Here is a 12,155-nt window from a genome sequence, read left to right on the forward strand (position 1 = left end):
CAATTCTCCGAACAAGCAGGGGGTTTTCTGCCCCCCCCTGTGATGTGCGCTGACGATAACGCGTCATTAGACAATGGTACGTTGGATCTCGATAGTTTCAAAAACTTCAATCATGTCGCCTGAGCGCACGTCATTATAATTCTTCACGCCGATGCCGCACTCCATGCCGTTACGCACTTCGTTAACGTCATCTTTGAAGCGACGCAGCGATTCTAGTTCACCTTCGTAGATCACCACGTTTTCACGTAGCACACGGATTTTGTTGTGACGCTTCACCACGCCTTCCGTTACAATACAGCCGGCGATAGCGCCGAATTTCGGTGAACGAAACACATCGCGCACTTCCGCCAGGCCGATGATTTCCTGTTTGTATTCCGGCGTTAGCATGCCGCTCATCGCCTGTTTGACTTCAGCAATCAAATCGTAGATGACCGAGTAATAGCGCAGATCCAGGTTTTCCGTTTCGATGATGCGGCGAGCGGAGGTATCGGCACGCACGTTAAAGCCCAGTAGGATGGCGTTGGAAGCCGCCGCCAGCGTCGCGTCGGTCTCGGTAATGCCGCCCACGCCAGAGCCGACAATCTTCACCTTCACTTCGTCAGTGAACAAATTCTCCAGCGCGTCGCTGATGGCTTCGGCGGAACCCTGTACGTCAGACTTCAGCACAATGTTCAGCTCGGACACCTCCCCTTCGGCCATGTTGGCGAACATATTTTCCAGTTTGGACTTCTGCTGGCGCGCCAGTTTGACTGCGCGGAATTTGCCTTGACGATACATCGCCACTTCGCGCGCTTTCTTCTCATCGCGCACTACTGTCGCTTCATCACCAGCGGCCGGCACCCCGGACAAACCGAGGATTTCGACCGGAATCGACGGGCCGGCGGAAACCACATCGCGGCCCACTTCATCGCGCATGGCGCGCACGCGGCCGTACTCGAAACCACACAGGACAATATCGCCCCGATTCAGGGTACCTTCACGTACCAGCACCGTTGCCAACGGGCCACGGCCCTTGTCCAGGAAAGATTCGATGACGACACCGCTGGCCATACCATTGCGGATCGCTTTTAGCTCCAATATTTCCGCCTGCAGCAAGATAATGTCCAGCAGTTCGTCAATGCCCGCGCCGGATTTGGCGGAAACATGCACGAACTGGCTTTCACCGCCCCACTCTTCAGGAATGACGCCATATTGGATCAGCTCATTCTTGACCCGATCCGGATCCGCTTCTGGCTTATCAATCTTGTTGACCGCCACCACCACCGGTACTTTGGCCGCTTTGGCGTGCTGGATGGCTTCGATGGTCTGCGGCATCACGCCGTCATCGGCAGCAACCACTAGCACCACGATATCCGTCGCCTGTGCACCGCGGGCGCGCATTGCGGTAAAGGCCGCATGCCCCGGAGTATCAAGGAAGGTTATCATGCCGTTATCGGTTTCCACGTGGTAGGCGCCGATATGCTGAGTAATGCCCCCCGCCTCGCCTGACGCCACTTTGGTGGAGCGGATATAATCCAGGAGCGAGGTTTTGCCGTGGTCGACGTGACCCATGATGGTCACCACCGGTGCGCGCGATTCCGCAGCGGCGGAGCTGCCGGTATCGCGGTCAGACATCACCAACTCTTCCAGCTCGTTCTCACGGCGTAAAATCACCTTATGACCCATCTCTTTCGCCACCAGTTGCGCGGTTTCCTGATCGATTATCTGGTTGATGGTCGCCATGGTGCCGAGCTTCATCATCGCTTTGATGACCTGCGATCCTTTCACCGCCATTTTGTTGGCCAGTTCCGCCACGGTGATGGTTTCGCCGATGATAACGTCGCGGTTCACCGTCTGCGCCGGCTTGTTAAAGCCCTGCGTTAGCATGCTCGGTTTACGCTTGCCCTTGCCACCACGGCCAATGGCACGTGCTTCTTCGCGATCGGCCTTGGATTCGGACAAACGGCTAATCTTCTTTTGTTTAGTGGCTTTACCACCACGGGCACGGCTGCGGCGATCGCCTTCCACTTTGCGATCGTTTTCGTCTTCAGCTTCCCTAGCGTGGTGGGAGGTCGTAACATGGTAATCGGTGGTATCTTCCTCCACCGACTCAGGCGCGTTATCCCATGTGCCACCGCGCCCTTCGGCCATACGACACGCTTCTTCCGAGACCTGGAGAGCTTTTTCTTTGACCTTTCGACACGTTTCCTCTTCCGCTTTGCGTCTGAGCCCCACGGCTTCGGCTTCACGGCGAGCTTTTTCAGCCGCCTGTGATGACTTGGTCATAGTATTGATCTGCTGGTTAGTCAACTTATCACATTCCGCCGCCACACGTTTCGCTTGTTCAGCGACATCACGCTTGACATTCTCCTCGGCCGCGCGTTTTGCTTTTTCTGCGGCGTCACGTTTCTCGGTGATTTCACACTGGACCTGCTTTTCCGCTTCAGCCTGCTCTTTCGCCTGTGGATTGCGTTGCACATAGGTGCGCTTCTTGCGCACTTCGATTTGCACCGACTTACTTTTACCGCCGGTGCTGGGAATATTCAACGTGCTGCGTGTTTTGCGCTGCAAAGTTAATTTATTGAGCGTCGCGCCGCGATCGCGGTTCAGGTACGCTAGTAAGACTTCCTTCTCCCGTTGGGTCACAGAATCCACTGCGGTTTTATCAATGCCCGCATCAGCAAATTGCTGTACTAAGCGATCGACCGGAGTCTGTATTTCTGCGGCGAGCGATTTTATGGACACATCTGTCATGCTATTCCTTTCCTGCTACAATTTATTACGCGTTGTCGCCAAACCAGCAAATATTGCGCGCGGCCATAATCAGCTCACCGGCTTTTTCACTACTGAGCCCTTCAATATCTGACAGGTCGTCAACACTTTGTTCGGCAAGATCTTCTAGCGTACAAACACCACGCGCTGCCAGCTTGAACGCCATGTCGCGCTCAAGTTCAGGCAGACCCAGCATGTCTTCAGCCGGTACGCCCGCGCCGCGATTCTCTTCCTGCGCCAAAGCAAGCGTTGTCAGCACACTCTTAGCCCGTTCGCGCAGCGCTTTTACCGTCTCTTTATCGAGCCCTTGAATTTCAAGCAGTTCGTTTATCGGTACATAGGCCAGCTCCTCAAGAGATGAGAAACCTTCCTCTACCAGTACCTCGGCGAACTCTTCATCAATATCCAGATTTCGTGTAAAAATATCGATGGCCGCATAAGCTTCAGCTTGATGTTTTGCCTGCAGATCCTCTACCGTCATTACGTTCAACTCCCAGCCGCTAAGCTGAGAAGCCAGCCGGACGTTTTGTCCGTTGCGACCGATGGCCTGGGCAAGATTACCCGCTTCTACCGCGATATCCATGGTGTGCTTGTCCTCGTCCACCACGATGGAGGCGACATCAGCAGGAGCCATGGCGTTAATAACGAACTGGGCCGGATTGTCATCCCACAGCACGACATCGATGCGTTCACCGCCCAATTCACTGGACACCGCCTGGACGCGCGCGCCGCACATGCCGACGCAGGCGCCGACTGGATCAATACGCCTGTCGTTGGTCTTCACGGCGATTTTCGCCCGTGAGCCCGGATCGCGAGCGGCGGCCTTGATTTCAATCACTTCTTCGCCGATTTCCGGTACTTCAATGCGGAATAGTTCTACCAGCATCTCCGACCGCGACCGGCTGACAAACAGCTGCGCGCCGCGCGCTTCCGGACGCACAGAATATAGCACGCCGCGAATACGGTCGCCTGGACGGAAATTTTCACGCGGCAGCATGTCTTCACAGCTGAGCACCGCTTCGGCATTGCTGCCCAGATCGAGACTGATGCTATCTCGGTTAACTTTTTTCACCACGCCTGTGACAATTTCGCCTTCATGACTGCGGAACTGATCGACCACCATCGCCCGTTCGGCTTCACGCACTTTTTGCACGATGACTTGCTTGGCGGTCTGGGTGGTAATACGGTCAAACACTACTGATTCAATTTCATCTTCAATGTAGCCGCCAAGCTCTGCCTCAGGGTCATCAAATTGCGCCGCGTCCAAGGTGATTTCCCGGGTAGGCTGAGTCACTTCATCTACGATGAACCAACGGCGAAAGGTATCGAAATCCCCCGATTTGCGGTCGATGCTGACGCGGACTTCGATTTCCTGTTCGTATTTTTTCTTCGTTGCCGTGGCCAATGCCGTCTCTAGTGCTTCAAAAATCTTTTCCCGCGGGACGGCTTTCTCGTTGGACACCGCCTCAACAACAGCCAGAATTTCTTTATTCATCCTAGTTGCCTCAGTGAAACGTTAAAAGTGTGGCACCAGGTTCGCTTTCTGTATATTGTTCAAAGCGAACACATCATCTTTTCCTTCCACCGTCACGGTGATCATGTCACCGTCAACCGCTTTGATGATCCCCTTCCATTTACGGCGGTTTTGTACCGCGATACGGAGCACTACGCTGATGTTGCTACCGGTAAATTGGCGATAATGCGCGGTGGTAAACAGCGGGCGATCCAGGCCTGGTGATGAGACTTCAAGGTTATAGGCCGCAGAGATAGGGTCTTCGACATCCAGTACCGCGCTGACCTGGTAGCTTACATCAGCACAATCATCAACGGTGATGCCTCCGTCGCCATCGATATAAATGCGCAGCGTCGACTGGCGGTCACGAATAAATTCAACGCCCACCAGCTCGAACCCCATGGCTTCCACGGGTGCTGTGATCATCCCTGTTAATTTTTGTTCTAATGTGGACAAGGCCGCCTCCAAGGCATAAAAGGACCCATTAGCCCAGTATTACTGTAGTGGAATAACAAAAAACCCCGAAAATTCGGGGGTTAAGTGACTGGACTCTGTAAACCGCAAGCGGTTTTGAACCCATCCCAAAGAATCATTTTCAAAAGGCCTGTGACGGTAAACGTAACGCCTATAGGCAGCATATTTGAAAAAGCATTTTAATGGAATGTGGTTGCGGGGGTCGGATTCGAACCGACGACCTTCGGGTTATGAGCCCGACGAGCTACCAGGCTGCTCCACCCCGCGTCTGAAAACGCCAAAATATTACGCTGATAACCCTGAAAAAGCAAGTTATCTTTGGGATTGGTACCGAGGACGGGACTTGAACCCGCAAGCCCAACCGGGCACCACCACCTCAAGGTAGCGTGTCTACCAATTCCACCACCTCGGCACTTTCTATTGACTCTTATGCTGCTGTTTCGTTACGTTGCCTGGCAACGCTTAACGCTTGCTACCTGGTTCCGGCGCTTCGACTGGTCCTTTATCCGCCTGCTGAGTCTGACTCAAATTATCCCACTGGCTACCTTTTTGCCCATGATTTCTGCTCAGGTTGCCCAGCACTAGGCTGAGAACGAAGAACAGCGTCGCCAGCACGGCCGTCATACGGGCCATGTAGTTACCGGAACCGCTTGAACCAAACAGGGCGCCAGAAGCACCTGCACCGAACGAGGCTCCCATATCAGCACCTTTACCTTGTTGCAGCATGATCAGCGCAACTAAACCAACCGCTACCAACAGGAATATGACTAACAGAGCTTGGTACATAATCTCTCAATATCCGTGCGTCTACCACAGTACGTTAAGCTACCGCAGCCTTCAAGGCGGCACTCAGCATTGCCGACTGAAGCGAGTGTGAATACTAACCAAAGCGACCTTTGCGTGCAAGGGTGTTTTACGGCTGACTGACCCTTTGCGAAAACCCCAATGCCGTTCGCCGCTTAATCGCCGACGCCGGTTGACGGGGCTGGCCAAAGCCGCAGCGAACGCTGACGCGCTGCTTATGCTGACGGCCGGTGCAAGGCAGCGGCCGTCAGCATAAGCAGCGTCAACCTGCATATCCGTATGGGAGTGTTCACTGTATCAGTGTTGAAAATCTTACGTCTCGCAGCCCGTAGGTTTCATCATATTAACATCAAAAAGTTTGGCGTTTCAGTTCGCGGCTTAATCGGCATCAATATCAGGAGTCTAAGGCTTTAGCTCATCACATCCACCACATACGCGCCGACCTTTCGTACATTTTAGCCTGCGGCTTTTACGGTATCCGCGATCTGGTGCGCTAGCCGGCTGACCTGCTCGGTGTCATCCCCTTCCACCATAACGCGGATCAGGGGTTCGGTGCCCGACTTACGCAGCAACACCCGCCCGCGCCCGGCGAGCTGCTGCTCCACCTCGGCGCTGGCCTGTTTTACCGCCGTCGATTCCAGCGGATTGTGAAGTCCCGCAAAGCGTACATTGACCAGAATCTGCGGCAACAGGCGCATACTGCTGCAAAGGTCGTGTAAATTCATGTGATTACCGACCATCGCCGACAACACTTGCAGCCCGGCGATAATACCGTCGCCGGTGGTGGTTTTGTCCAGCAAAATGACATGGCCGGAGTTCTCCGCGCCGATACGCCAGCCTTTTTCCTGCATTTTTTCAAGTACATAGCGGTCTCCAACACGTGCGCGCGCGAACGGCACCCCCAACTGCTTAAGCGCCAGTTCCAAGCCCATATTGCTCATCAACGTACCGACCACGCCGCCGGATAATTGGCCCTGACGTAATTTTTCCCGCGCGATGACATATAGGATTTGATCGCCATCCACTTTCTGCTCCAGATGATCCACCATAATCACCCGATCTCCGTCGCCGTCATAGGCAATGCCCAGATCGGCTTTTTCCGCCAGCACCCGGCTTTGCAATAGACGCACATCGGTGGCGCCGCATTCCTGGTTGATGTTCATGCCATCCGGTTGGCAGCCAAGGGTCACCACTGTCGCGCCGAGTTCGCGCAGCACGCTGGGAGCGATATGATAGGTTGCGCCGTTGGCGCAATCTACAACAATCTTTAATCCCTTAAGACTCAGATCGCCCGGGAAAGTCCCTTTGCAAAACTCGATGTAGCGTCCGGCCGCATCGACAATCCGGCTGGCTTTGCCCAGTTCCGCCGATTCGACGCAGGTTAACGGCTTGGCCAGCTCCACTTCGATAGCCTCTTCCACCGCGTCAGGCAGTTTCGTGCCGTCGATGGAAAAAAATTTAATGCCGTTATCGTAGAACGGATTGTGGGAGGCGGAGATAACAATGCCCGCCTCAGCACGAAAGGTGCGGGTCAAATAGGCGATAGCTGGCGTCGGCATAGGGCCTGTAAAAGCGGCGGACAGACCGGCCGCGGCCAGTCCCGCCTCCAGCGCCGACTCCAGCATATAGCCGGAGATTCGAGTATCTTTTCCGATGATAATTTTACGCGAGCCGTGGCGCGCTAACACCTTACCGGCGGCCCACCCTAGCTTGAGGACAAAATCCGGCGTAATGGGGGAATCACCGACCTTGCCGCGGATGCCGTCAGTGCCAAAATATTGATGATTGCTCATTGGAAATAAGTTTCCTTCGCTGAAAGCGTGGCTTGCACCACGCGCATTGCTTCCACGGTTTGCTTGACGTCATGAACCCGGATAATTTGCGCCCCCTGCAGCGCGGCGATAACCGCGCAGGCAACGCTGCCTGTAACTCGCTGCTCTGGCGGAATGCCCAACAATTGACCTATCATCGATTTGCGCGACATCCCCACCAGCAACGGCAGGCCGAGATGATGAAAATTCCCCAGCTTGGCCAGTAGTCGATAATTATGCTTCAACCTCTTGCCGAAACCGAAACCCGGATCAAGCAGCAGACGATCTTTGGTGATGCCGGCCGCTTCGCAGCGCTCAATTTGCTGCACAAAATACGCCTCTATCTCCGACAGCACATTCTCATAGTGCGGCGCCTGCTGCATGGTGCTCGGGTCGCCCTGCATATGCATCAGACAGACGTGCAACTGGCTGGCGGCGGCAGCGGCCAGGGCGCCCGGCTCGCTCAGCGAGCGGACATCATTAATCAGATGGGCGCCGGCCGCCGCGCTTTCGCGCATAACCAGTGCTTTAGAGGTATCCACCGAAATGAAGGTGTCGAAGCGCTGCGCCAGCGCCGCCACCACAGGCACCACCCGTGCCGCTTCCTCTTCTGCGCTGACCGTCTCCGCCCCCGGGCGGGTGGATTCGCCACCGATATCGATAATGGCCGCGCCGGCATGCAGCATCGCCGCGGCATGATCGATTGCGGCGGCCAGATGCTGGTATTTGCCGCCGTCGGAGAATGAGTCCGGAGTTACGTTGAGGATCCCCATGACGCGTGGAATAGAAAGACTAAGGGTACGCTCTCGCGCTTTAAGTTGCATAACGCGGTTTCCTTGTTCTGCGCAAACTGTAAGGCCGCTATCTTAGCATCTCTTGCGCAAAAGTCCCGGCGTGTCTACTATGTAGGGTTGTCTGTAGTACTGCGCCGAAGCCTTGGCCCGCTGGCACGTGATGGAACCATTAACGGTTGCCGAACTGCTCCGACATAGTATCACCGGGATTCGGCGTGCGCGGCTCATCCACCGGCGTCGGCACGCCGCCGCTATTGCCGGAGACTGTATCGTCCCAGCCTGCGGGCGGGCGGACCGCCTTGCGGCTGATCAGATCCTCTATTTGCGGCGCATCGATGGTTTCATATTTCATCAGCGCATCTTTCATGGCATGCAGGATATCCATATTTTCCATCAGCAGCGTGCGGGCACGGATATAATTTCGCTCAATCAGCGACTTCACTTCCTGATCGATGATGCGCGCCGTTTCATCAGACATATGCTTCGCCTTGGCCACCGAACGACCGAGGAAAACTTCACCCTCTTCCTCTGCATACAGCAGCGGGCCCAGTTTTTCTGAGAAACCCCATTGGGTCACCATGTTACGAGCAATCGATGTCGCCACTTTAATATCGTTGGAAGCCCCAGTAGACACTTTCGCTGGGCCGTAAATGATCTCCTCGGCCAGCCGGCCTCCGTACAGAGTGGAGATTTGGCTTTCCAGCTTCTGGCGGCTTGCGCTGATAGCATCCCCTTCCGGTAAGAAAAAGGTCACCCCCAAGGCGCGGCTACGCGGGATAATCGTCACTTTATGCACAGGATCGTGATCCGGCACCAGGCGTCCGATTATCGCATGACCAGCTTCGTGGTAAGCAGTGGACTCTTTTTGCGCTTCGGTCATCACCATAGAACGGCGCTCGGCGCCCATCATGATTTTATCCTTGGCCTTCTCAAATTCCACCATCGACACCACGCGCTTGCTGCCACGGGCGGCAAACAGTGCTGCTTCGTTTACCAGGTTGGCCAAATCGGCGCCCGAGAAGCCGGGCGTGCCGCGCGCAATAACCGATGCATCCATGTCGGGCGCCAACGGGACGCGGCGCATGTGGACTTTCAGAATCTGTTCGCGGCCGCGCACATCAGGCAGGCCCACTACCACCTGGCGGTCGAAACGGCCCGGGCGCAGTAGCGCCGGGTCCAGCACATCAGGGCGGTTGGTCGCGGCGATGACAATGATACCTTCATTCCCCTCAAAGCCGTCCATTTCCACCAACATCTGGTTCAGGGTCTGTTCGCGCTCATCATGACCACCGCCGAGACCAGCGCCACGCTGACGCCCGACAGCGTCGATTTCATCGATAAAGATAATGCAGGGCGCTGCTTTTTTCGCCTGCTCGAACATATCACGCACGCGGGAGGCGCCTACGCCGACGAACATTTCCACGAAGTCGGAGCCGGAAATGGTGAAGAACGGAACCTTTGCTTCCCCCGCAATGGCTTTAGCCAACAGCGTTTTACCTGTTCCTGGCGGCCCCACCATCAGCACGCCTTTCGGAATCTTGCCGCCTAGCTTTTGAAAACGACTCGGCTCACGCAGATAATCCACCAGCTCGCTAACCTCTTCCTTCGCTTCATCGCAACCGGCAACATCGGCGAACGTCGTTTTAATCTGGTCTTCCGTCAGCATACGCGCCTTGCTCTTGCCGAATGACATGGCGCCTTTACCACCGCCGCCCTGCATTTGACGCATAAAGAAGATCCAGACCCCAATCAACAATAGCATCGGGAACCAAGAGATAAAGATCGATACCAGCAGGCTGGGTTCTTCTGGCGGCTCGCCCACAACTTTGACGTTTTTGGTCAACAAGATATCGAGCAGCTTGGAATCGTTGACCGGGATATAGGTGGTGTAGCGGCTACTGTCTTTTTTAGTGACGGCAATTTCACGACCGTTAATACGCGCTTCCCTAACCTGATCCTGATTCAATTCGGACATAAAGGTGGAATAATCCACTTTACGCCCATTGGACTCGCTGGGCCCAAAGCTCTGGAATACCGACATCAGCACGACTGCGATAACTAGCCAGAGAATCAGGTTCTTCGCCATGCCACTCAAGAGATTAACCTCATATTACAACGGTGTTAACAATTAGCGTAGGATACTATATTTTGCGCCCTGTCGCCACAATATACGCTTCGCGTGAGCGGGCCCGAGAAGCGTCTGGCTTACGGATTTTTGCCTTCGTAAACAGAGAGCGTATTTCCCGCAAGTACTCATCGAAACCTTCTCCCTGAAAGACTTTAACCAAAAAACTCCCACCCGCCGCCAGAACATCCCGACACATATCGAGCGCCAGCTCCACGAGATATATGGATTTGGAAACATCGACCGCCGGGATACCACTCATATTAGGCGCCATGTCGGATAGCACCACTTGCACCTTCTGCTCGCCTATGCGCTCAAGTAAAGCCCGCAGCACCAGGAGGTCACGGAAATCCCCCTGCAGAAAGTCAACGCCCACTATTGGTTCCATCGGTAGGATATCACAGGCGATGACACGCCCTTTGTCGCCGATTTGCGTGGCGACGTATTGCGACCAGCCGCCGGGGGCCGCGCCCAGATCCACCACGGTCATCCCCGGACTAAATAGCTTGTCGCTCTGCTGTATTTCATCAAGTTTAAACCAGGCACGGGAACGGAGTCCCCTTTCTTGTGCCTGCTGGACATATTTATCGCTAAAGTGTTCCTGCAGCCAGCGGCTGGAGCTTGTAGAACGCTTTTTGGTCACCATCTTATTTTCCAACTATCTTATATAAAGTGCAACGGTGGAAAGATTTGGCCACCATGCGCCGATATCGATGGACGCCGATTTAGCGATATATGTGAAATGGCGGTAAATATGCCGTTTCAATCCAACCTACCCAACCTAAGCAAAAACACACATGAATCTGAATAATAAGCAAAGCAGCATCTTAAAGAGCTAACCCATTTGCTGAAACCTATCGTCATGCTTGGCAATAACGGCTTGGCGGAAGGTGTGTTCGCCGAAATCAAACAGGCATTGGAGCATCATGAGCTCCTCAAGCAAATTACCACGGAAGAGCGTGAGACAAAAACGTTGATCGCCGACGCCATCGTTCGTGAAAGCGGTGCCGGCAAGGTACAGATTATTCTGGTGTTGTATCGGTCGGCTACAGAACAGAAAATTACGCTGTCCCACTAACATCATTTTTCGATAGAAAATACCACTCTCCGACCCACAGCAAAGGCCACTCGCGGCCTTTTGCTTTTCTTTACAAAGCCAGCGACGGCGCTGCCAGGATGCTTACAGATACTCCACCTTAAGGATTTCGTATTCCACCTCACCGCCAGGGGTTTGGATGACGACGATATCCCCCGCTTCCCTGCCCACTAACCCGCGGGCGATGGGAGAATGAATGGAAATCAGGTTTTGCTTAAAATCGGCCTCATCGTCGCCGACGATGCGGTAGGTTTGCTTCTCTTCGTTATCCAGGTTTTCCACGCTGACCGTAGCGCCGAAAATGACCCGGCCGCTCGGGGCCAGTTTGGTCACATCGATCACCTGCGCATTGGACAATTTGGCTTCAATTTCCTGGATTCGGCCTTCGCAAAAGCCTTGTTGTTCCCGTGCGGCATGATACTCGGCGTTTTCTTTTAAATCGCCGTGCTCGCGGGCCTCGGCAATAGACCGGATAATTTCAGAGCGACGGACGCTTTTAAGATTTTTGAGCTCTTCCCGCAGTTTTTCAGCGCCGCGCAGAGTCATCGGAACCTGATTCATAATTGTACCTCTATGCATCTTCCTGCTAAAATAATCGCCGTTCTGGGGCGGGCGGCGCTGGCGCGACGCGCGTTTCATACACCTCCCTTCAAACGAAAAGCAAAAGGAAACGATCCTAGAATTACTTCCCAGGCTAGCCCCAATTTTGCATTTTCATACGTATTTTATCGCAGAGTTCGGTGTAGGTCATCGTTTACTTTATCCCTGCTTGCACCGTAGTATGACA

At 54.4% G+C, this 12,155-nt stretch carries 9 protein-coding genes, 2 tRNA genes and 1 pseudogene; 1 reads left to right on the forward strand and 11 read right to left on the reverse strand.

Features of this window, described 5'->3' with window-relative positions:
* Positions 1 to 66 precede the first annotated feature (66 nt).
* The 10 genes from infB to rlmE all read right to left on the reverse strand — a co-directional run bounded on the left by infB (position 67) and on the right by rlmE (position 10,918).
* On the reverse strand, positions 67 to 2,733 hold the full coding sequence (gene infB, locus GPOALKHO_RS07335; protein WP_406701934.1) for a translation initiation factor IF-2: 2,667 nt from the start codon (positions 2,731 to 2,733) through the stop codon (positions 67 to 69).
* Positions 2,734 to 2,758: 25 nt separating this feature from the next.
* The gene (nusA, locus tag GPOALKHO_RS07340) at positions 2,759 to 4,246 is read right to left on the reverse strand and encodes a transcription termination factor NusA (protein WP_406701935.1); all 1,488 of its coding nucleotides are present in this window, start codon (positions 4,244 to 4,246) and stop codon (positions 2,759 to 2,761) included.
* 21 nt (positions 4,247 to 4,267) lie between these two features.
* Complete coding sequence (gene rimP / locus GPOALKHO_RS07345) at positions 4,268 to 4,720, reverse strand: ribosome maturation factor RimP (protein ID WP_406701937.1); 453 nt, start codon at positions 4,718 to 4,720, stop codon at positions 4,268 to 4,270.
* A 208-nt stretch (positions 4,721 to 4,928) separates the two neighbouring features.
* A tRNA-Met gene (locus GPOALKHO_RS07350) sits at positions 4,929 to 5,005 on the reverse strand.
* 58 nt (positions 5,006 to 5,063) lie between these two features.
* Positions 5,064 to 5,150, reverse strand: a tRNA-Leu gene (locus GPOALKHO_RS07355).
* 50 nt (positions 5,151 to 5,200) lie between these two features.
* Positions 5,201 to 5,524, reverse strand: coding sequence for a preprotein translocase subunit SecG (secG, locus tag GPOALKHO_RS07360; protein WP_406701938.1), 324 nt, complete (start codon positions 5,522 to 5,524; stop codon positions 5,201 to 5,203).
* Positions 5,525 to 5,997: 473 nt separating this feature from the next.
* Positions 5,998 to 7,335, reverse strand: a complete 1,338-nt coding sequence (gene glmM, locus GPOALKHO_RS07365) for a phosphoglucosamine mutase (protein WP_406701940.1) — start codon at positions 7,333 to 7,335, stop codon at positions 5,998 to 6,000.
* Positions 7,332 to 8,177 (reverse strand): dihydropteroate synthase, encoded by an 846-nt coding sequence (folP, locus tag GPOALKHO_RS07370; RefSeq protein WP_406701942.1) that lies wholly within the window; start codon positions 8,175 to 8,177, stop codon positions 7,332 to 7,334. Before folP ends, glmM begins: the two co-directional genes overlap by 4 nt.
* 139 nt (positions 8,178 to 8,316) lie before the next feature.
* Positions 8,317 to 10,233, reverse strand: a complete 1,917-nt coding sequence (ftsH, locus tag GPOALKHO_RS07375) for an ATP-dependent zinc metalloprotease FtsH (protein ID WP_406701943.1) — start codon at positions 10,231 to 10,233, stop codon at positions 8,317 to 8,319.
* A 55-nt stretch (positions 10,234 to 10,288) separates the two neighbouring features.
* Positions 10,289 to 10,918 (reverse strand): 23S rRNA (uridine(2552)-2'-O)-methyltransferase RlmE, encoded by a 630-nt coding sequence (rlmE, locus tag GPOALKHO_RS07380; protein WP_406703440.1) that lies wholly within the window; start codon positions 10,916 to 10,918, stop codon positions 10,289 to 10,291.
* A 151-nt stretch (positions 10,919 to 11,069) separates the two neighbouring features.
* Between rlmE and yhbY the strand changes: the two are divergent.
* Positions 11,070 to 11,350: pseudogene (gene yhbY, locus GPOALKHO_RS07385) on the forward strand (ribosome assembly RNA-binding protein YhbY).
* A gap of 102 nt (positions 11,351 to 11,452) precedes the next feature.
* On the opposite strand, the gene greA reads toward yhbY, so the two are convergent.
* On the reverse strand, positions 11,453 to 11,929 hold the full coding sequence (gene greA, locus GPOALKHO_RS07390) for a transcription elongation factor GreA (protein ID WP_406701944.1): 477 nt from the start codon (positions 11,927 to 11,929) through the stop codon (positions 11,453 to 11,455).
* Positions 11,930 to 12,155 lie beyond the last annotated feature (226 nt).

This window comes from Sodalis sp. (in: enterobacteria) (genome assembly GCF_036327475.1).
Lineage (GTDB): Bacteria > Pseudomonadota > Gammaproteobacteria > Enterobacterales > Enterobacteriaceae.

Bases quoted from the DNA above. Each gene is read 5' to 3' on its own strand.
- greA (WP_406701944.1), bottom strand. From the start codon at position 11,929: ATGAATCAGGTTCCGATGACTCTGCGCGGCGCTGAAAAACTGCGGGAA.
- folP (WP_406701942.1), bottom strand. From the start codon at position 8,177: ATGCAACTTAAAGCGCGAGAGCGTACCCTTAGTCTTTCTATTCCACGC.
- ftsH (WP_406701943.1), bottom strand. From the start codon at position 10,233: ATGGCGAAGAACCTGATTCTCTGGCTAGTTATCGCAGTCGTGCTGATG.
- rlmE (WP_406703440.1), bottom strand. From the start codon at position 10,918: ATGGTGACCAAAAAGCGTTCTACAAGCTCCAGCCGCTGGCTGCAGGAA.
- secG (WP_406701938.1), bottom strand. From the start codon at position 5,524: ATGTACCAAGCTCTGTTAGTCATATTCCTGTTGGTAGCGGTTGGTTTA.
- nusA (WP_406701935.1), bottom strand. From the start codon at position 4,246: ATGAATAAAGAAATTCTGGCTGTTGTTGAGGCGGTGTCCAACGAGAAA.
- glmM (WP_406701940.1), bottom strand. From the start codon at position 7,335: ATGAGCAATCATCAATATTTTGGCACTGACGGCATCCGCGGCAAGGTC.
- infB (WP_406701934.1), bottom strand. From the start codon at position 2,733: ATGACAGATGTGTCCATAAAATCGCTCGCCGCAGAAATACAGACTCCG.